Source organism: Micromonospora sp. DT229 (genome assembly GCF_049844505.1).
In the GTDB taxonomy this organism is placed as follows: Bacteria; Actinomycetota; Actinomycetes; order Mycobacteriales; family Micromonosporaceae; genus Micromonospora.
Genome location: NZ_JBNCLD010000016.1, coordinates 68,333 through 87,535, shown reverse-complemented (window position 1 = coordinate 87,535; position 19,203 = coordinate 68,333). Strand labels below are relative to the sequence as shown.

Annotated in this window: 19 protein-coding genes and 2 pseudogenes; 15 read left to right on the top strand and 6 right to left on the bottom strand. The window is 71.4% G+C overall.

Annotated elements, in window-relative coordinates; translation table 11 throughout:
• The gene (dnaJ, locus tag ACLQ2T_RS22390; RefSeq protein ID WP_425768302.1) at positions 1 to 1,146 is read left to right on the top strand and encodes a molecular chaperone DnaJ; all 1,146 of its coding nucleotides are present in this window, start codon (positions 1 to 3) and stop codon (positions 1,144 to 1,146) included.
• Positions 1,147 to 1,159: 13 nt separating this feature from the next.
• On the top strand, positions 1,160 to 1,894 hold the full coding sequence (locus tag ACLQ2T_RS22385; protein ID WP_425768301.1) for a 16S rRNA (uracil(1498)-N(3))-methyltransferase: 735 nt from the start codon (positions 1,160 to 1,162) through the stop codon (positions 1,892 to 1,894).
• Between the two features lie 50 nt (positions 1,895 to 1,944).
• Here the strand turns inward: ACLQ2T_RS22385 and ACLQ2T_RS22380 are convergent, their stop codons facing one another.
• Positions 1,945 to 2,706 (bottom strand): SDR family NAD(P)-dependent oxidoreductase, encoded by a 762-nt coding sequence (locus ACLQ2T_RS22380; RefSeq protein ID WP_425768300.1) that lies wholly within the window; start codon positions 2,704 to 2,706, stop codon positions 1,945 to 1,947.
• Between the two features lie 94 nt (positions 2,707 to 2,800).
• Here ACLQ2T_RS22380 and ACLQ2T_RS22375 point away from each other — a divergent pair, with 94 nt between their 5' ends.
• From ACLQ2T_RS22375 to ACLQ2T_RS22330, 10 genes and pseudogenes are all read left to right on the top strand, one after another.
• Positions 2,801 to 3,163 carry a histidine triad nucleotide-binding protein gene (locus ACLQ2T_RS22375; RefSeq protein WP_425768299.1) on the top strand — a complete coding sequence of 121 codons (363 nt, stop codon included), beginning with the start codon at positions 2,801 to 2,803 and terminating at the stop codon, positions 3,161 to 3,163.
• Between the two features lie 44 nt (positions 3,164 to 3,207).
• The gene (locus tag ACLQ2T_RS22370) at positions 3,208 to 4,560 is read left to right on the top strand and encodes a serine hydrolase domain-containing protein (RefSeq protein WP_425768345.1); all 1,353 of its coding nucleotides are present in this window, start codon (positions 3,208 to 3,210) and stop codon (positions 4,558 to 4,560) included.
• A 160-nt stretch (positions 4,561 to 4,720) separates the two neighbouring features.
• Positions 4,721 to 5,467, top strand: a pseudogene (locus ACLQ2T_RS22365) (PhoH family protein); the annotation flags it as partial.
• 207 nt (positions 5,468 to 5,674) lie between these two features.
• A pseudogene (locus ACLQ2T_RS22360) lies at positions 5,675 to 6,208 on the top strand (LAGLIDADG family homing endonuclease); the annotation flags it as partial.
• 168 nt (positions 6,209 to 6,376) lie between these two features.
• A complete protein-coding gene (locus ACLQ2T_RS22355) occupies positions 6,377 to 6,850 on the top strand; it encodes a PhoH family protein (protein WP_425768344.1) in 474 nt (157 codons plus the stop codon).
• Positions 6,851 to 6,865: 15 nt separating this feature from the next.
• Entirely contained in the window at positions 6,866 to 7,339 is a 474-nt protein-coding gene (gene ybeY / locus ACLQ2T_RS22350; RefSeq protein WP_327024525.1) for an rRNA maturation RNase YbeY, read from the top strand.
• On the top strand, positions 7,315 to 8,718 hold the full coding sequence (locus ACLQ2T_RS22345) for a hemolysin family protein (RefSeq protein WP_425768343.1): 1,404 nt from the start codon (positions 7,315 to 7,317) through the stop codon (positions 8,716 to 8,718). The genes ybeY and ACLQ2T_RS22345 overlap by 25 nt, the downstream gene beginning before the upstream one ends.
• Entirely contained in the window at positions 8,711 to 9,088 is a 378-nt protein-coding gene (locus ACLQ2T_RS22340) for a cytidine deaminase (protein WP_327024526.1), read from the top strand. The genes ACLQ2T_RS22345 and ACLQ2T_RS22340 overlap by 8 nt, the downstream gene beginning before the upstream one ends.
• Positions 9,085 to 9,984, top strand: coding sequence for a GTPase Era (gene era / locus ACLQ2T_RS22335; RefSeq protein WP_425768298.1), 900 nt, complete (start codon positions 9,085 to 9,087; stop codon positions 9,982 to 9,984). Before ACLQ2T_RS22340 ends, era begins: the two co-directional genes overlap by 4 nt.
• Positions 9,985 to 10,197: 213 nt before the next feature.
• Positions 10,198 to 11,397, top strand: a complete 1,200-nt coding sequence (locus ACLQ2T_RS22330) for an acyltransferase family protein (protein ID WP_425768297.1) — start codon at positions 10,198 to 10,200, stop codon at positions 11,395 to 11,397.
• On the opposite strand, the gene ACLQ2T_RS22325 is transcribed toward ACLQ2T_RS22330, so the two are convergent.
• Entirely contained in the window at positions 11,384 to 12,214 is an 831-nt protein-coding gene (locus tag ACLQ2T_RS22325; RefSeq protein WP_425768296.1) for a DUF4097 family beta strand repeat-containing protein, read from the bottom strand. The two genes, ACLQ2T_RS22330 and ACLQ2T_RS22325, sit on opposite strands and share 14 nt — an antisense overlap.
• A gap of 126 nt (positions 12,215 to 12,340) precedes the next feature.
• Between ACLQ2T_RS22325 and recO the strand changes: the two genes are divergently transcribed.
• The 3 genes from recO (at position 12,341) to ACLQ2T_RS22310 (ending at position 14,357) form a co-directional block, all read left to right on the top strand.
• The gene (gene recO / locus ACLQ2T_RS22320; RefSeq protein WP_425768295.1) at positions 12,341 to 13,216 is read left to right on the top strand and encodes a DNA repair protein RecO; all 876 of its coding nucleotides are present in this window, start codon (positions 12,341 to 12,343) and stop codon (positions 13,214 to 13,216) included.
• 114 nt (positions 13,217 to 13,330) lie between these two features.
• On the top strand, positions 13,331 to 14,107 hold the full coding sequence (locus ACLQ2T_RS22315; RefSeq protein WP_327027006.1) for an isoprenyl transferase: 777 nt from the start codon (positions 13,331 to 13,333) through the stop codon (positions 14,105 to 14,107).
• A 64-nt stretch (positions 14,108 to 14,171) separates the two neighbouring features.
• Entirely contained in the window at positions 14,172 to 14,357 is a 186-nt protein-coding gene (locus ACLQ2T_RS22310; protein WP_327024531.1) for a hypothetical protein, read from the top strand.
• 131 nt (positions 14,358 to 14,488) lie between these two features.
• On the opposite strand, the gene gndA is transcribed toward ACLQ2T_RS22310, so the two are convergent.
• The 4 genes from gndA to ACLQ2T_RS22290 all read right to left on the bottom strand — a co-directional run bounded on the left by gndA (position 14,489) and on the right by ACLQ2T_RS22290 (position 19,185).
• Positions 14,489 to 15,934 (bottom strand): NADP-dependent phosphogluconate dehydrogenase, encoded by a 1,446-nt coding sequence (gene gndA / locus ACLQ2T_RS22305; protein WP_425768294.1) that lies wholly within the window; start codon positions 15,932 to 15,934, stop codon positions 14,489 to 14,491.
• Positions 15,935 to 16,222: 288 nt separating this feature from the next.
• Positions 16,223 to 17,023, bottom strand: coding sequence for an energy-coupling factor transporter transmembrane component T family protein (locus ACLQ2T_RS22300; protein ID WP_425768293.1), 801 nt, complete (start codon positions 17,021 to 17,023; stop codon positions 16,223 to 16,225).
• The gene (locus ACLQ2T_RS22295; RefSeq protein ID WP_425768292.1) at positions 17,020 to 18,456 is read right to left on the bottom strand and encodes an ABC transporter ATP-binding protein; all 1,437 of its coding nucleotides are present in this window, start codon (positions 18,454 to 18,456) and stop codon (positions 17,020 to 17,022) included. Before ACLQ2T_RS22295 ends, ACLQ2T_RS22300 begins: the two co-directional genes overlap by 4 nt.
• Before the next feature lie 138 nt (positions 18,457 to 18,594).
• Entirely contained in the window at positions 18,595 to 19,185 is a 591-nt protein-coding gene (locus ACLQ2T_RS22290) for an ECF transporter S component (RefSeq protein ID WP_425768291.1), read from the bottom strand.
• Positions 19,186 to 19,203: the final 18 nt, after the last annotated feature.

Sequence of the window (19,203 nt, the reverse complement as noted above, 5' to 3'; positions counted from 1 at the left end):
GTGGCCAGGGACTACTACGGCATTCTCGGCGTCAGCCGAGGAGCCTCCGATGACGAGATCAAGCGCGCCTACCGCAAGCTGGCGCGGCAATTCCACCCGGATGTCAATCCGGACCCGGAGGCACAGGAGAAGTTCAAGGACATCAACGCCGCGTACGAGGTCCTCTCGGACGATCGGAAGCGGCAGATCGTCGACCTCGGTGGCGACCCGTTGGCCCCGGGCGGCGGCGGTGCCGGTGGACCGGGCGGGCCCGGTGGCGCCGGTCCCTTCGTCGGCTTCCAGGACATCATGGACGCCTTCTTCGGCGGGGCGACCGGCGCGGGCCGGGGACCTCGACCGCGTACCCGGCCCGGTGCCGACGCCATCCTGCGGCTGGAACTGGACCTCCAGGAGACCGCCTTCGGGGTGGAGGCACCGATCACGGTGGACACCGCCGTGCTGTGCAGCACCTGCTCCGGTGCGGGTACCGCGGCCGGCACCCATCTGGCCACCTGCGAGGCGTGCGGTGGCCGGGGTGAGGTGCAGTCGGTGCAGCGCACCTTCCTCGGTCAGGTGGTCTCCGCCCGGCCCTGCACGGTCTGTCAGGGCTACGGCACGACCATTCCGCACCCCTGCCCGACCTGTGCCGGTGACGGCCGGGTCCGGACCCGCCGGTCGCTGACGGTGAAGATTCCGGCCGGGGTGGAGGACGGGATGCGGATCCGCCTGGCCCAGCAGGGTGAGGTCGGTCCGGGCGGTGGTACCGCCGGTGACCTCTACGTCGAGATCCACGAGCGGCCCCACGACGTCTTCTCCCGCAAGGGCGACGATCTGCACTGCCGGGTCACCGTGCCGATGACGGCCGCGGCGCTGGGCACCCGGCTGACCATCAAGACCCTCGACAGTGAGGAGCCGGTCGACGTCAAGGCGGGCACCCAACCGGGCAGCACCCTGCGGCTGCGCGCCCGGGGCGTACCCCATCTGCGTGGCACCGGTCGTGGTGACCTGTACGTCCACCTCGACGTGCGTACCCCGACCAAGCTCGACGCCGACCAGGAGCGGATGCTGCGCGACTTCGCCAAGACCCGCGGCGAGGAGGTCGCCGAGCTGACCAAGCAGGGCGGCTTCTTCTCCCGGATGCGCGACGCCTTCAACGGCCACGCCTGACCGGCCCCGTCTCGTGTCCGCTCCACTGTTCCTGGTCGAGTCGCTGCCGGTCGCCGACTCGATGGTGCTCGACGGCCCCGAGGGGCACCACGCCGCCACCGTGCAACGGCTGCGGGTCGGTGAGGAACTGCTGCTCGGCGACGGTCGGGGCGGCACGGCCAGCGCCGTGGTCACCGCCGTCGGCCGGGGCACCCTCGACCTCGAGATCACCGGTCGGGGGTACGTCGATGCGGCGAACCCCCGACTGGTGGTGGTGCAGGGCATCGCCAAGGGCGACCGGGGTGAACTGGCCGTACAGGCGATGACCGAGGCGGGAGTGGACGAGATCGTCCCCTGGGCGGCCGGCCGTTCGGTGGCGCAGTGGCGCGGTGACCGGGGGGTACGGGCCCGGGACAAGTGGGTGGCCACGGCCCGGGAGGCGGCGAAACAGGCCCGCCGGGCGTGGCTGCCGGTGGTGGCGGGCGCCCCGGACGAGTCCACCGGCTCGGTCAGCCGCCGGATCGCCGGCGCCGCCGCCGGATACGTCCTGCACGAGGAGGCGACCGACCGGCTGACCACTGTCGAGTTGCCCGATCAGGGCGAGATCGTGCTGGTGGTCGGCCCCGAGGGCGGCATCACCCCGGCCGAGCTGGCGACCTTCCAGGAGGCCGGCGCACACCCGGTCCGTCTGGGCCCCTCGGTACTACGTACCTCCACCGCCGGGGTGGCCGCCCTGGCCGTCCTGGCCACCCGCCTCCTGCGCTGGTAGACCTGTCCGTTGCCTGGCGCGCGGGAGGGGCTAGAGCCGGGAGTGTGGGGTCAGGTGCGCAGGTAGGAGGCGCCGTTGAGGTCGATGATGGTGCCGGAGGCCCACTCCGCCTCGGGGCTGGCCAGCCAGTGCACGGCCGCGGCGATCTCCTCGGGACGGGCCACCCGGTCGAAGGGGCTCTGGGCCCGGATCGCCGCACCCCGCGGAGCCTTCAGGTGCTCGTTGGTCATGTCCGTCTCGACGAAGCCGGGCGCCACCGAGGCCACCGCGATGCCGTACGGCGCCAGGGCCACCGCCAGCGACTGGGCCATCGCGTTGAGACCGGCCTTGCTGGCGCCGTACGCCGGATTGGTCGGCTCGCCGCGGAAGGCGCCGCGCGAGGAGACGTTGATGATCCGCCCACCTCGCGCGCGCATGTGCTGGGCGGCGCACCAGGCGGCGTTGGCCGCCCCGAACAGGTTGGTGTCGCAGACCTCACGCCAGCGTTGCCGCCACTGCTCGTAGCTGCTGCCGAAGACGGGATGCGGCGGGTCGGCCGGCCCGAACACGCCGGCGTTGTTGACCAGTACGTCCAGCCCGTCCAGGTGGTCGGCGGCCTCGTCGACCATCGCCCGTACCGCGTCGGGGTCGGCCAGGTCGGCGCGGACCACCACATGGCCTGAGCCCGGCAGCTCGGCCCGCAACTGCTCGGCCAACTGCGCCGAGTCGCGGTGGTGGATGGCCACCCGGTCGCCGGAGGCGGCGAAGGCCTGCACCACCGCCCGCCCGATGCCCCGTGAACCACCCGTGACCAGCACTGCCCGTCCCGCCATGGGCGACATCCTGCCGTACCTGCTCGGTGGTGTTAACAAGGGGCCCTTGCTCTACCCGAGGCGTTAAGCAGGGTCCTTTCCTTACACTGCCGGGGTGAGTACTGCTGACTGTCTGTTCTGTCGGATCGTCGCCGGGGAGATCCCGGCCACGGTGGTCCGGGAGACCCCCACCACCCTCGCCTTCCGCGACATCGACCCGAAGGCCCCGGTGCACGTGCTGGTCATCCCGAAGGAGCACTACGCCGACGTGGCCACCCTCGGCCAAGGTGACCCCGCCCTGGCCGGTGAGGTGCTGGCCACCGCCGCCGCCGTGGCCGAGGACGAGGGGCTGCTCGGTGACGGCTTCCGGTTGATGTTCAACACCGGCGGCTACGGCGGCCAGGAGGTGTTCCACGTACACGCCCACCTGCTGGGCGGTGCGCCGCTCGGTCCGATGCTGGCCCGGGACGTGGCGTGAGTTCAGCCGCCGACCGCACCACCGCCGCCGGGCACCTGGAACGGATGGTCCGGCGGGTCCAGGCGCAGGCCCGGGTACCGGCGGTCGCGGCCGCCGTGCACCGGGCCGACCGGGCGCCCTGGACGTGCACGGTCGGCGGCACGGGCAACGACACCGTCCTGGACGACCGGACCCGGTTCCGGATCGGGTCGGTGACCAAGACCTTCACCGCCGTACTGGTCATGCAGTGCCGTGACGACGGTCTGCTCGACCTCGACGATCCGGTGGGCCGGCACCTCGACCTGCCGGCACACGGCGAGTCGACCGTACGCCGACTGTTGTCGCACACCGCGGGCCTGCAACGCGAGCCGTACGGCGACGTCTGGGACACCCTGCGGGTGCCGGACGCCGACCGGCTGCTCGCCGAGTTGACCCGGGCCGAGCGGGTGCTGCCGCCCGGCCGCCGGTTCCACTACTCCAACCTCGGCATGGCGCTGCTCGGTCGACTGGTCGGGCAGGTACGCGGGGGAACCTGGGCCGAGGTGCTGACCGAGCGGGTGCTGACCCCCCTCGGGCTGACCGACACCACGGTTGCGCCCGGTCCCCGGGCGGCCACCGGCTACCTGGTCGACGCCTACTCCGATGAGGCGCATCCGGAGCCCCCGACCGACTTCGGTGCCGTCGGACCCGCCGCGCAGCTGTGGAGCACCGCCACCGACATGGCCCGCTGGGCGGCCTTCCTGGCCGATCCGGCCGCGCTGGACCCGACCGGGCGGGTGCTGGCCCCGGCCACCGTCGAGGAGATGCGCTGGCCGGTCACGGTCACCGACGAGGCCGTCTGGAACGCCGGCTTCGGCCTGGGACTGATCCTGGTGCCCCAGGGCGACCGGGTGGTGCACGTCGGGCACGACGGCGCCATGCCCGGGTTCCTCGCCGGGGTGTACGGCCGACGCGGCGGCGAGGGCACCCCGGCGGCCTTCGGCGCCGCCGTGCTGGGCTCCTCGGGCACCGCGGCGGAACTGCTGGACCTGCCGCACCGGCTGCTCGCCGCCGCCGCCGAGCACGATCCGGCCGACATCACCCCGTGGCACCCCGGCGACCCGGCCCCCGCACATCTGCGAGGGCTGCTCGGCCGTTGGTGGGGTGAGGGCTTCGAGTACGTGTTCAGTTGGCGGGAGGCGACCCTTCAGGCCCGGGGTGCGGACGACCCGCCGGGCAAGCCGCCTGCGGTCTTCGCGCCGCTACCGGACCGGCCGGACGTGTTCCGTACGGTCGCCGGGCGGGAGGTCGGCGAACTGCTCCGGCTGACCCGCGACGACGACGGTGTGGTGGTCCGGCTGCACTGGGCCACCTACCGGTTCACCCGGCACCAGGAGACCTTCGACCGGTACGACTTTCGTGCCGGAATCGATCGTTGATGTCCGCTTCCTCCGCTTCTGTGCGCCTGTGGTGCCACCGGAAATGGGCAGCGTGTCCGAGCTGGCGACCCGATACGATGGAGGTAACGTCAGCACGCCGTGGCGCCAGGCCCGGCACCGAGATCGAGAGCAGGTGGCGTAGGGCCCCGCGGCCCGACCTATGACCGGCACCCCACCTCCCGGCCCACCCCGGGTGCAGACCAGGATCACCGTCCCCGACTCGAAGATCATGGTGAACCTGCTCGGCGCGGGTGACGAGATCCTTCGACTGGTCGAGCGCTCGGTGAACAGCGACGTGCACGTGCGGGGAAACGAGATCACCCTCACCGGCGCGCCCGCCGACAACGCCCTCGCCGAGCGGATCTTCAGCGAACTGCTCGAGCTCATCGAGAAAGGCGAGACCCTGACCACTGATGCTGTCCGGCGTACCGTCGGCATGCTGGAGCAGGGTGGCACGGAACGGCCCGCCGAGGTGCTCACCCTCAACATCCTGTCCCGGCGTGGGCGCACCATCCGGCCCAAGACCCTCGGGCAGAAGCGCTACGTCGACGCGATCGACGCGCACACCATCGTCTTCGGCATCGGCCCGGCCGGCACCGGCAAGACCTACCTGGCCATGGCCAAGGCGGTCCAGGCGTTGCAGACCAAGCAGATCAACCGGATCATCCTGACCCGGCCCGCCGTCGAGGCGGGGGAGCGGCTGGGCTTCCTGCCCGGAACCCTCAACGAGAAGATCGACCCGTACCTGCGCCCCCTCTACGACGCCCTGCACGACATGCTCGACCCGGAGACCATCCCGAAGCTGATGGCGGCGGGCACCATCGAGGTCGCCCCACTGGCGTACATGAGGGGCCGGGCCCAGCCGTACGATGCGCGGGTTCTCACGCCGGAGGGGTTCAAGCGGTTCGGTTCGCTTCAGGTCGGTGACCTGGTCATCGGCTCGAACGGCAGGCCGACCCCGGTGATCGGCATCTACCCGCAGGGGCCCAAGCAGGTCTACCGGGTCACCACCGGAGACGGGGCCTCCACCCTGTGCTGCGGCGAACACCTCTGGACCGTCGCTACCGCAGAGGACAAGCAACGCGGACGTCGGCGCACGCTCGAGACGCAGGAAATGATCGGCCAGGAGTGGCGGGGCCACACCCGCCGGTACGAGCTGCCGGTCGTGGCGCCCGTGCAGATGGAGCCGCAGGACGTCCCGCTCGACCCGTACGCGCTCGGTCTGCTGCTCGGCGACGGTGCCATCTCGTCGCGAACGACGCCCGGATTCAGCACCGCGGATCCGGAACTCGCCCACGCTCTCGAAGCGGCGCTCGCCGGCATCGAACTCGTCCGCAAGAGCGAGTACGACTACGTGCTGCGGCACGTCGACGGGCACCGGGGCGGGGTGATCGTCGCGAACCCGGTGACGGTCGCGCTCCGTGAGCTGGGCCTGGCCGGGACCAGGTCGGGCACCAAGTTCGTGCCCGAGGTCTACCAGCGCAACAGCCTCGATGTCCGGTTGGCCGTCCTGCAGGGGTTGCTGGACAGCGACGGCGGGCCGGTCGTGCAGGCCGGACGCACCTGCCGGGTGCAGTACACGACGACCTCGGCTCGACTGCGCGACGACGTCATCTACCTGGTCCAGTCGCTGGGTGGGGTCGCGACCTGGCGCGGTCGCGCGGCCGAGGGCCGTACGCCCGGTCGGGTGAAGGGCCGCCCGGTCCACTACCGGTCTGACGCGTACGTCGTGGAGATCCGCCTACCCGAGGAGATTCCGCCGTTCCGGCTGGCCCGCAAGCGCCAGCGGTACTCCGAGCACGGTGGCGGGCGGCCGATGCGGTTCATCGACTCGATCGTCCCGGCCGGGGTGCAGGAGACGATGTGCATCCAGGTGGCGGCGGAGGACTCGCTCTATGTCACCGACCACTTCCTGGTCACGCACAACACCCTGAACGACGCGTTCATCATTCTCGACGAGGCGCAGAACACCACCCCCGAGCAGATGAAGATGTTCCTCACCCGGCTCGGCTTCGGTTCCAAGATCGTGGTCACCGGTGACGTCACCCAGGTCGACCTGCCCGGTGGGACGACCAGCGGTCTGCGGGTGGTCCGGGAGATCCTGACCGGGGTGGACGACGTGCACTTCGCGCAGCTGTCCAGCGCCGATGTGGTACGCCACCGGCTGGTGGGTGAAATCGTCGACGCGTACGCCCGCTGGGACGCCGAGCGGGAGAATCAGCAGGCCCAGGGCGTGCACGCGGTGCAGGGGCACAATGCCCAGGGCAACCGCGCCAGCCGGCGCCGCTAGAACGAGGGAAGACAGTTGTCCATCGAGATCGCCAACGAGTCCGGTGTCCCCGTCGACACCGACTCAGTGCTGGCCGTCGCCCGCCACGCCCTCGACGAGATGGGGGTCAACCCCCTCGCCGAGCTGTCCGTGCTGCTGGTCGACGTCGACTACATGACCGAGCTGAATCACCGCTGGATGGGCGGCGACGGCCCGACCGACGTGCTCGCCTTCCCCATGGACGAGGGCAGCATCGACCACGGGCCGGGGGAGAGCGCCGCCGCCGGTGGTGAGCCGGCCCTGCTCGGTGACATCGTGCTCTGCCCGGAGGTGGCGACCAAGCAGGCGGCTACCGCGGGCCACAGCGCCGCCGACGAGCTGCATCTGCTCACCGTGCACGGCGTCCTGCACCTGCTCGGCTACGACCACGCGGAGCCGGAGGAGGAGCGGGAGATGTTCGGGCTCCAGGCCCGGTTGCTGTCGAGCTGGCGGTCGACCCGCACCCGGTGATGGACACTTCGCTGGCCGCGTCCGCCACCGGCCTACCCGACCTGCAACTACTCGCCATCGCCGCCGGGCTGGTGGTGCTCGGTGGTCTCATCGCGATGACCGAGGCCGCTCTGGCGGCGGTCTCGCCGGCCCGAGCCGCCGAGCTGGTCCGGGAGGGTGCGCGGGGCGCGCACACCCTCCAACTGGTCGCCGGTGATGTGGTCCGCCATCTCAACCTGCTGCTGTTGCTGCGGCTGCTCGCCGAGTTGACCGCGACCACCCTGGTGGCTCTGGTCGCGGTGGACACCTTCGGTGCGGGCTGGCGGGCGGCGCTGGTCACCGCCGGGGCGATGACCGTGGTCAGCTTCGTCGCGGTCGGGGTGGGTCCGCGTACCATCGGGCGGCAGCACGCGTACCCGGTGGGCCGGTTCGCCGCGCCGCTGGTCCGCTGGCTGGGCCGGGCACTCAACCCGCTGGCCTCGCTGCTGATCCTGATCGGTAACGCGGTCACTCCGGGCCGTGGCTTCCCGGAAGGACCCTTCGCCACCCAGGTGGAGCTGCGTGAGCTGGTCGACCTGGCCGAGCAGCGGGGAGTCGTCGAACACGGCGAACGACAGATGATCCACTCGGTCTTCGCGCTCGGTGACACCATCGCCCGTGAGGTCATGGTGCCGCGTACGGAGATGGTGTGGATCGAGTCGACCAAGACTCTCGGGCAGGCGCTGGCATTGTTCCTGCGTTCGGGCTTCTCCCGCATCCCGGTGATCGGGGAGAGCGTCGATGACGTGCTCGGTGTGCTCTACCTCAAGGACCTCATCCGGCATACCCAGGGTGGTGCGGCGGAGGACCGCCGACTGCCGGTGGCGGAGCTGATGCGACCGGCCACCTTCGTGCCGGACTCCAAGCCGGTCGACGATCTGCTGTCGGAGATGCAGGCCGCCCGCAACCACCTGGTGATCGTGGTGGACGAGTACGGCGGCACCGGTGGACTGGTCACCATCGAGGACATCCTGGAGGAGATCGTCGGGGAGATCACCGACGAGTACGACGTCGAGCGTCCGCCGATCGAGCAGTTGCCCGACGGCGCGGTACGGGTCACCGCCCGGCTGCCGGTGGAGGATCTCGGCGAGCTGTTCGACACCGAACTGCCGCACGACGAGGTGGAGACCGTCGGGGGTCTGCTGGCCCAGTGCCTCGGCCGGGTACCGATCCCCGGGGCGCAGGTCGAGGTGGCCGGGCTGCGGCTGCTGGCCGAGGGCACCACCGGCCGACGTAACCGGATCGACACCGTGCTGGTGCGTCGGGTCGATCCCACGGACACCCAAGACAACCCGGATGGACCGACCTCCTCCCGGGACGACACGGACCGATCAGAGGAGAGGCAACCCGCAGATGCCTGAGTCACCCGCCGTACCGGCTGCCGTACCCGCCGGCTCCGAACTCAGCGCCGAGGACGGCAAGCTGGTCATCCTGGCCCGGGGAGCGCGAGGCCGGGTGGGGGCGGTCGAAGGTGCCGCGGTACGCGACCAGGACGGTCGGACGTACGCGGCGGCCAGCGTGTCGTTGCCCTCGTTGACGATCACCGCCCTCCAGTTGGCGGTCGCCTCGGCGGCTGCGGCCGGTGCCACCCGGTTGGAGGCGGCCGTGGTGGTCACCGAGGCATCCACTCTCGACGGTGCCGGGTACGCGGCCGTGCGTGACCTGGCCGCCGACGCGCCGGTGCACGTGGCCGCCCCGGACGGCACGGTGCTCGGCACGGTGACCGAGTGAGCGCCGATTCCACCAGACCGGCCTACCGGGCGGGCTTCGCCTGTTTCGTCGGTCGCCCCAACGCGGGCAAGTCGACCCTGACCAACGCGATGGTCGGGCAGAAGATCGCCATCACCTCGAACAAGCCGCAGACCACCCGGCACATCATCCGGGCGGTGCTGCACCGGCCGGACTCCCAGCTGGTGCTTGTGGACACCCCGGGCCTGCACCGGCCGCGTACCCTGCTCGGCGAGCGGCTCAACGACCTGGTGCGGCAGACCTGGAGCGAGGTCGACGTGATCGGCCTGTGCATTCCGGCGGACGAGCCGATCGGCCGGGGCGACCGGTTCATCACCGGGGAACTGGCCGAGTTGAAGGCGACCGTGCTGGCCGTGGTCACCAAGACCGACCTGGTCGACAAGAAGCGCCTGGCCGAGCAGTTGCTGGCCGTCAGCGAGCTGGGCGAGTTCGCCGAGGTGGTGCCGGTCAGCGCCGTCGCGGGGCACCAGGTGGACACCCTGGTCGAGGTGATGACGCGGTATCTGCCCGAGTCTCCGCAGCTGTATCCCGATGACATGCTCACCGAGGAACCGGAGCAGGTGCTGGTCGGGGAGCTGATCCGGGAGGCCGCCCTGGAGGGGGTCCGGGACGAGTTGCCGCACTCCATCGCCGTGGTGGTCGAGGAGATGATCCCTGAGGGGCGGCTGACGAAGATCTACGCCGATCTGTATGTCGAGCGGTCCAGCCAGAAGGCGATCGTGATCGGGCACCGTGGCAGCCGGCTGAAGGCGGTGGGCACGGCGGCCCGGCGACAGATCGAGGAGTTGCTGGGTACCCGGGTCTACCTCGATCTGCATGTGCGGGTGGCCAAGGACTGGCAACGCGACCCCAAGCAGCTGCGCAAGCTCGGCTTCTAGGCGGGGCCGGCCGGTAGGCCGCAGCCCGGTCTCTCCGCTGTGGACCGGGCGGGCCTCCGGCTGTCAATCCGGACTTCTGTCGCTGCATCGCTCTGATCGGTACCGGTCAGGCATATGGGAAGTTTCACTATCCCGCCGGGTCTCTGGGGTTTTCCCACCCCGACCCGGAGGGTAGAGGAACGTGCCTATGCCCCCGGATATAGATGCAGGCTGATGCGAAACCGATACCTTGACCTGCTGCGCTTTCTGGCCATCGTGCGAGTCGTCGTCTACCACGTCACCGGTTGGGCGTCATTGACGCTGCTGTTTCCGGCGATGTCGGTGATGTTCGCCCTGGCCGGGTCGCTGATGGCGGCCTCGCTGCACCGGTTCGGCCCCACTGCGGTCGGCCGGCGGCTGCGCCGGCTGCTGCCCTCGCTGTGGGTGGTAGCCGCGATCTTCGTACCGGCGATGCTGCTCACCGGGTTGCCGCTGACGCCGAAGGTGTTGCTCTGGCTCTTCCCGATCGCCGACCCACCGGCGAACTACTGGGGCGCCTTGGCGCTGAGTCCGATGTGGTACCTGCGGGACTATCTGTGGTTCGTGCTCGCCTCGCCGATCGCGTTGTGGCTGTTCCGGCGCTATCCGCTGCCCACCCTGCTGGCCCCGTACTGCCTGCTGGTGGCGATCGAGTTCGGGGTCTACCCGAACGCCCCCGGGGTGCTGCGGGAGTTCGGGCTCTACTTCGGGGCCTGGCTGTTGGGCTTCGCCCACCAGGCGGGGATGCTGCGCCGTCTGGCGAACCGGTTGCTGGTGCCGATCGTGCTCACCCTGGCGGCGGTCGGCGGTGCCTGGATCCTGAGCCATCCCGGGCCGCGTGGGTACGACCTGAACGACAACCCCCTCGGCAACGCCCTCTGGTCGGCCGCCTTCATCCTGGTGGTGCTGGGCCGGGCACCGTCGAGCGCGGAATGGGTCGACCGCAACGCCGTGTTCGGGCGCGCGGTGACCGTGCTGAACCGCCGGGCGTTGACGGTCTACCTGTGGCACATGGCATTCGTGGTGGCACTCACCCCGCTGGTGGACGTGGTCGGCTGGTCCCACCAGGACCTGCTGGGCCTGGCGATCCGGGTGGTGCTGGTCTTCCTGCTGGTGGGTGTGGTGACCGCACTCTTCGGCTGGGTCGAGGACGTAGCGGCGCAACGCCCACCCGAGCTGCTTCCCGGCGGGCCTCGCCCGGAGGTGCCGGCCGCCCACCGGCACACGGAGTCCCGCCGCGCCGCCGCGCCGGATCGACCCGTCGAGCCGGGTGCGATGGCCCTACCGGGGCAGCGGGACCAGGCGACCGAACCCCGCGAGGACCAGGCGACCGAGTCCCGCGAGGACGTCGTGTCGGGTCAGCGTGGCCGGGGCGGGGACCTCACCGGGACATGACGGTGATGTTCCCGCTGCCCGTGCGCACATCGAGCAGCAGCGGGGCGGCGGGATCGTTGGGCACGTCGACCTCCACCTCACCCGAACCCGCCTCGGTCCGTACCTGGTAGGCGCCGGCCGGTACCCGTAGCTCGACATTGCCGCTGGAGGTGTGGGCACGGGCCGAGGCGGGCTGCTCCAACTCGATCGTCACATTGCCCGAGGAGGCCTGCGCCTGCGCCTCGCCGCGCAGCCCGGTGGCGTTGATGTTCCCCGAGCCGGCCCGCAACACCACCGGAGCCGACACGTCGTACACCTCGATCTCGCCGGAGCCGGTCTCCACCCGCACCGCGTCGGCGGCGCCGGCCACCCGGACGTTGCCGGAGCCCACCTTCACCTCCACCTGGCCCACCGAACTCAGGTCGATGTTGCCGGAACCGGTCTCACCCTCGACCTGGACCCCCTTACCGGCGATGACCTCGTAGGAGACGCTGCACCGGCGCCCGCACGAGGTGTCCAGCACCAGTTCACCGCCCTTGATCTCGTACGTGGTCGCCGGCTGGTTGCCCTGGTAGCGCACCACCCGCTTGATCCGGACCTGGTCCGGATCGCCGTCGGCGCGGATCACCACGTCACCGGCGCCCGGCAGCAGTCGGATGGTGGTGATCCGGGCCTGCTCGGTGGTGTCGAAGTCGAGCCGGCGGAAGGAGACGCTGCCGCACCCGGCCGACCCGATCAGGGTGAGCGCCGCGGCGAGGGCCGTACCGGATCGGCGGACGGTAGCCCACCGGGGGGTACGAGCGGGCGAAGCGGTGCTGGTGCGCTGGTGCGAAGGCATGACGAGCACGCTAACGCCGGTGCCCGGGCGGACACATCCGGGTCAGCCTGCCCCGATACCCGGAGGGAACCCTGAAATCCGACCCGGGGTGACGGTGGCGCTCCGGCCGGGAGGGACAATGACGCGATGGCCGGATACCGCCGACAGCTCTACCGCGACGACGCGGTGGTGTTGCGCGTACAGAAGCTCGGCGAGTCCGACCGGATCATCACCCTGCTCACCCGTCGGCACGGCCGACTGCGGGCGGTGGCCCGGGGAGTACGCCGGACCAGCTCCAAGTTCGGCGCCCGGCTGGAACCCTTCGGCCATGTCGACCTGCAACTGGCCGGTGACCCCAAGGGGGAGGTGGGCAGCTCGCTGCACACCGTCAGCCAGGTCGAGGGGATCGACCTGTACGGTAAGCGGTTCCTCGGTGACTATCCCCGCTACACGGCGGCCAGCGCGATCGCCGAGACCGCCGAGCGGCTCACCCCGGTGGAACGGGAACCCTCGTTGCGGCTGTTCCAGCTCACCCTGGGCGCCCTGCGCGCCCTGGCCCAGGGCGAGCACGCCATCACCCTGGTCCTCGACGCGTACCTGCTGCGGGGCATGTCCCTGGCCGGATGGGCGCCCGCGTTGACCGACTGCGCGGTCTGCGGCACCCCGGGCCGCCACCGGGCCTTCTCGGTGCCCGCCGGAGGCGCGGTCTGCCCGGACTGCCGTCCGCCGGGAGCCGCCCATCCCGCCCCGGCCACGATCGATCTGATGTCCGCGCTGGTCCGCGGCGACTGGCGGATCGCCGACGCCACCGACGCCGGGACCCGCCGGGAGTGCAGCGGACTGGTCGCGGCGCACCTGCAATGGCACCTGGAGCGCACGCTACGCTCCCTGCCGCTGGTCGACCGGGGTGGCCCGGCGACCGTTACGATCCCGCCGGGCGGTGCCGGCGGCGGGCTGCGGCCCCCCGGTGCCGGTGTGACCGGCACGATGCCGCCGCCGGCTGGTACCGACGACGACGACTGACGCCGACCGGCGTCGCAGGAGGAGCCGGTGTCCCTAGCGGATCTCGGCCAGGACAGCGTGAACAGGGGAGAGAGCCGAGTGATCCGATCCACCAGGGCCGGCCGGCGTGAGCCGGTGCCGCCGACCCCCCACCCCTCGGGTGCCCGGCCACCGGCGCTGCCGCCGGCGGCGGTGCCCCAGCATGTCGCCGTGGTGATGGACGGCAACGGCCGGTGGGCCAAGGAGCGTGGGCTGCCCCGCACCAAGGGACACGAGGCGGGGGAGTTCTCCCTCTTCGACACGGTCGAGGGGGCCATCGAGATGGGCATCCCCTACCTGTCCGCGTACGCCTTCTCCACCGAGAACTGGCGGCGCTCGCCGGACGAGGTCCGCTTCCTGATGGGCTTCAACCGGGACGTCATCCGTCGACGCCGGGACCAACTGGTCGACCTCGGGGTACGGGTGGTCTGGTCGGGTCGGGCCGGGCGGCTGTGGAAGAGCGTGATCACCGAGTTGCAGACCGCGGAGGAGATGTCCCGGGGCAACTCGACCCTGACCCTCCAGTTCTGCGTCAACTACGGCGGGCAGGCCGAGATCGCCGACGCCGCCGCCGCGATCGCCCGGGATGTGGCCGCCGGCCGACTCGACCCGGCCAAGGTCACCGAGAAGACCATCGGGCGTTACCTCTACCACCCCGAGGTGCCCGAGGTGGACCTGTTCCTGCGCCCCTCCGGCGAGCAGCGCACCTCGAACTTCCTGCTCTGGCAGAGCGCGTACGCCGAACTGGTCTTCCTGGACACCCTCTGGCCGGACTTCGACCGCCGCCACCTGTGGTACGCCTGCGAGCTGTACGCCCAGCGGGACCGCCGCTTCGGTGGCGCGCTGCCCAACCCGGTGGCGCCGACCACCTGAGGCATAGTGTCCGCCGGGTCTGGGTACCACCCCTGGCAGCAGCCACTGACGGAGGTGAACCCACATGATGCGCAAGCGTGTAGCCCAGTGGGCGGTGATGGCCGTGGCGGTTCCGTTGGCGGCCGCGGGTGCTCGCCGACTCAGCCACTCTCTGGAGTCGCGGCGCGGCCCTTCAGGTGCCAGCCGCATGCTCACCCGGGGAGCCGACCTGTTGCGCCCCCAGAAGGCCCGGCGTCGCCGCTTCTTCTGATCCGGTAACCCGACGCGCCCTGCCCCGATGATCGGGACAGGGCGCGTCGGTGTTCGCTCCGTCGGCCTCAGGCTTCTGCCCTGGTCGGGCAGTGGGCCTCAGGCCTCAACCTCGCCGTGGTCGAGGTGGCCTCAGGCTTCGACCTCGGCGCGGTCCGGGGTGGCCCACAGGGTGTGGAAGGACCCCTCGCGGTCCACCCGGCGGTAGGTGTGCGCGCCGAAGTTGTCGCGCAGGCCCTGGATCAGGGCGGCCGGCAGACGCTCGGCGCGCAGCGCGTCGAAGTAGGCCAGGGAGGAGGCGAAGGCGGGGGTCGGGACCCCGGCCTGGGCCGCCTCGGCCACCACCCGCCGCCAACTCGGCACCCCGTCACGCACGGTGTCGGCGAACCACGGTGCCACCAGCAGGGTGGGCAGGTCCGGCTGCTCGTCGTACGCCTGCTTGATCCGGTCCAGGAAGCGGGCCCGGATGATGCAGCCACCCCGCCAGATGCGGGCGGTGCCGCCCAGGTCGATGTTCCAGTCGTACTCGGCGCTGCCGGCGCGGATCTGGTCGAAGCCCTGGGCGTACGCCACGATCTTCGAGGCCAGCAGGGCCCGGCGTACGTCCTCGATGAACGCCTCGCGGTCACTGACCTGAAGCTTCTCCCCGCTGCCGGGGAAGGCCCGGAGGGCGGCCTCGCGCTGCCCGACGTGCCCGGACAGCGACCGGGCGAAGGTCGCCTCGGCGATGCCGGTGATCGGGATGCCCAGGTCCAGGGCGATCTGGACGGTCCACCGGCCGGTGCCCTTCTGCTCGGCCCGGTCCTGCACGACGTCCACGAAGGCCTCACCGGTGGCGGCGTCGGTGTGCGCCAACACCTCGGCGGTGATCTCGATCAGGAAGGACTCCAGCTCGCCGGAGTTCCACTCCCGGAAGATCTCCGCGAGCTCCGAGGGCGTCGCACCCAGCCCGGCCCGCAACAGGTCGTACGCCTCGGCGATGAGCTGCATGTCGGCGTACTCGATGCCGTTGTGGACCATCTTGACGAAGTGCCCGGCGCCGTCCGGCCCGACGTGCTGGCAGCACGGCTCACCCTCGACCTGCGCGGCGATCTTCTCGAAGATCGGCCCCAGCTTCCGGTACGACTCTGCGGAGCCACCCGGCATGATGCTGGGCCCCCACAGGGCACCTTCCTCACCACCGGAGACCCCGGTGCCGACGAAGTGCAGGCCCTTGGCCCGCAGCGACTCCTCCCGCCGACGGGTGTCGGCGAAGTGCGCGTTGCCGCAGTCGATGATGATGTCGCCTTCTTCGAGCAGCGGCACCAGCTCGTCGATCACCGCGTCGGTGGGGCCGCCCGCCTTGACCATGATGATCACGGCGCGGGGGCGTTCCAGGGCGGCGACGAAGTCCGCCAGGGACTCCGTCGGGACGAAGGTGCCCTCGTCGCCGTGCTCGGTCACCAGCGACCGGGTCCGCTCCGGTGAGCGGTTGTGCAACGCCACGGTGAACCCGTTGCGGGCCAGGTTGCGGGCCAGATTTCGGCCCATCACCGCCAGCCCGGTCACACCGATCTGCGCCGTAGCCCGATCCGCCATCCTCGCCACCTTCCGCGTCTGTCAGTAGTGCTGCGACGGTAGCGCGCTTCGATGCCCGCCCGCGTCATCCCCCACCCCTGGTCACCATGTGGTCGCACCCCGCACCGTGCCTGCCCACCTCACCCGTCCGTGCTCGTCCGCGCCCGCGCCCGCCCGCGTCTGCCTCGTCGATCATGCAGTTTCGGTCGCCCTTGTGCGAAGAACATCCCTTATGCGGGGACAAGAACTGCATGATCGACGGGGCAGAGGGCGGGGGTGGGGTGGGGAGGGGGTCAGGGCGGGGTGGGGTTAGGGGGTCAGGGGGGTGAAGGTGCCTAGGGTGATGCTGACGGTGAGGGCGGCGGCGGCCAGGGCGGGGGCGCAGATGAGCAGCAGCCAGTCGGCGGTGCCGAAGGATTGGCGGCGGGCGAAGGTGCGCGGGGCGGTGGAGTCGAAACCCCGGGCGTCCATGGCGACCGCCAGCCGGGTGCCCCGGCGGATCGCCCCTACCAGCAGGGTGAACGCGGTCGACATGAACAGCCGCAGTTTGGCCACCGGGTTGCGCCCGGCCTCCACGCCCCGGGCCCGGCGGGCCATGACGATCATCTGCCACTCCTGGCCGAGCAGCGGCAACAGCCGGAAGGCGGCCAGCGCGCCGATGGCGAACCGGGCCGGGGCCTTCGCGTTCTGCACCAGTGCGTCAGCCAGCTCGGTCGGATCGGTGGTGGCGAAGACGATCACTCCGGGCAGGGCTACCGCGAACAGGCGCAGCACCAGGCCGAGGGCGGTGAACAGCACCGAGGAGGTGACCATGATCGGCCCGGCGTCGAGCAGTACCCGGCCCGACCGGTCAGCGGCGAACAGCACCAGCGCCACCAGTACGCCACCGGCGGCGATCAACAACGGCCAGGCCCGGCGGAACAGCACCCGGTAACGCAGGCCGAACAACGGCAGTACCGCCAACTCCACCGCGAGGGCGATCGCCGGCGCCACCGGATCCAGCGTCGCCAACAGCGGGAACGCGAACAGCAGCGCCGCGGCCAGCTTGGCCACCGGATTGCGGCGGGCCAGCGGGGCGTCCGGCCGGGCGACCGGTTCGAGGTCGATCATCGCGCCCGCCCGGTCTCGCCGGTCGGCCGTAGCGTCAGGGTGCGGTCGGCCAGCGCGGCGACGAAGTCGGCGTCGTGGGTGACCGTCACCAGGCCGTGGCCGCCGTCGCGCAGCTGTGCGAAGAGGTCCACCAACTCCCGCCAGGTCCGGCGGTCCTGCCCGAAGGTGGGCTCGTCGCAGATCAACAGCCGGGGCGCGGTGGCCAGTGCGGTCGCCACACTGAGCCGCCGCGCCTCGCCGCCGGAGAGGGTGTACGGGTTGGCCCCGGCCAGCTTGTCCAACCGCAGCCGGTGCAGCAGCTCGTCCACCCGGTCGCGGATCGTCGCCTCGGCGGCACCGGTACGCCGGGGGCCCAGGGCCAGTTCGTCGAAGACCGTACTGGTGACGAACTGGTGCTCCGGATCCTGGAACACCGAGCCGATCCGGCGGGCAAGTGCCGGTGCGCGCCACCGGTGCGGTGGCTTGTGGGCGTCGGCCCCGGCCAGCTCCGCGCTGGCCGACAGCCGACCGGCACCCGGCTTGCCCAGCCCGCCGAGCAGCAACGCGAGGGTGGACTTGCCGGCACCGTTGGGACCGAGCACGGCCAGCGCCTCACCGGCGCGTACGGTCAGGTCGGTGGGGGCCAGCCGGGGCGGCTGGCCGAGCCCGTCGGCGGTGAGCAACACCTCGCCGGCCGGGGTGGTGGCCTTGCGCGGCGGGAGTGGCCGGCCCGGCACCCAGACCCCCTCGGCGGCGAGGGCGTCACCGTGGGCGGCGAAGACCTGCTCCGGTGGGCCGTCGGCCCGCACCCCGCCTCCGGGTTCGAGTACCACCACCCGGTCCACCAGCGGCAGGGCGTCGGAGATGCGGTGCTCGACCAGGATCAGGGTGGTGTCGCCGTCGACCGCGCGGGCGATCGCGGTGCGGACCAGGTCCGCCCCGGCCGGGTCGAGGTTGGCGGTGGGCTCGTCGAGCAGCAGCAGGTCGGGGCGCAGCGCGAGGGCCCCGGCCAGGGCCAGCCGCTGCTGTTCGCCGCCGGAGAGTGCTGCGGTGGGACGGTCCCGGTGGTACGGGAACCCGACCCGGTGCAGCGCCTCGTCCACCCGGGGCCAGATCTGTGCCGCCGGCACCCCCCGGTTCTCCAGCCCGAACGCCACATCGTCGCCGCTGCGGGCCATGACGAGTTGGGACTGCGGATCCTGGAAGACGATGCCGACCCGTTCCCGGGTCTCGGTCGGCGGGCGGCCGTCGATCTCGATGGTGCCCTCCTGCTCACCGGAGTCCTCCGGCAACAGCCCCGCCAGCGCCGCCAGCAGAGTGCTCTTGCCCGCCCCGGAGGGCCCGAGCAGCAACACCCGCTCACCCCGCTGCACCCGCAGGTCCACCCCCCGCAGGGCCCAAGCCCGCCGCCCCGCATGCCGCCACCCGAACCCCCGAACCCAAACCCCACCCACCCCCACCACTCCTCTCCTCCCCCCACTCCCTTCCACCCGCACCCCCTCGATCGTCGCGGTGATCAAGAAGTTTGCGTCTGGAATTGCTGCTCGCCAGACGCAAACCTCTTGATCAACAGGGCGATGGGGGAGGGGGCGTTAGACGAGGGGGCGGTTGCGGCCGGCGGGGAAGCGGTCCAGGACGCCGGTGCCGGCCAGCGCCTTGGTGAGGGCGTAGCCGCCGGCGCCGGCGACCACGGTGGCGCTGACCACGGTGAGCAGCGCGTACGGGATCCGGTAGCTGCCCAGCTCGTACGCGGTGTTCCAGACGAAGAAGTCGAACAGGGCGGCACCCAGACCGGTCATCGCGCCGGCCAGCAGTGCGGTCGGCAGCCGGAAGGAGCGGTACCGGAAGGCGGCGAAGGCCAGTTCCGCACCGAGACCCTGGATCAGACCCTGGACGATTGTGACACCGCCCCACTCCGAGCCCAGCAACGCGGAGACCGTCGCCGCGACCGCCTCGCAGAACAGCGCGGCACCCGGCTTACGGATCACCAGCCCGCCGAGCACCGCCGGGACCAGCCAGACCCCGTACATGATGGCCTGGCTGGCCGGGAAGAAGGCGAAGGCCGGGTCCGCGACCCGCCAGACCGCGCCCCAGGCCCAGAAGATCACACCGAAGGCGACCGCGATCACCGCGGCCACGACGATGTCGATGGTGCGCCACCGGTTGGTGGTCGGTTGGCTCATGATTGCTCCCAGTCCAGT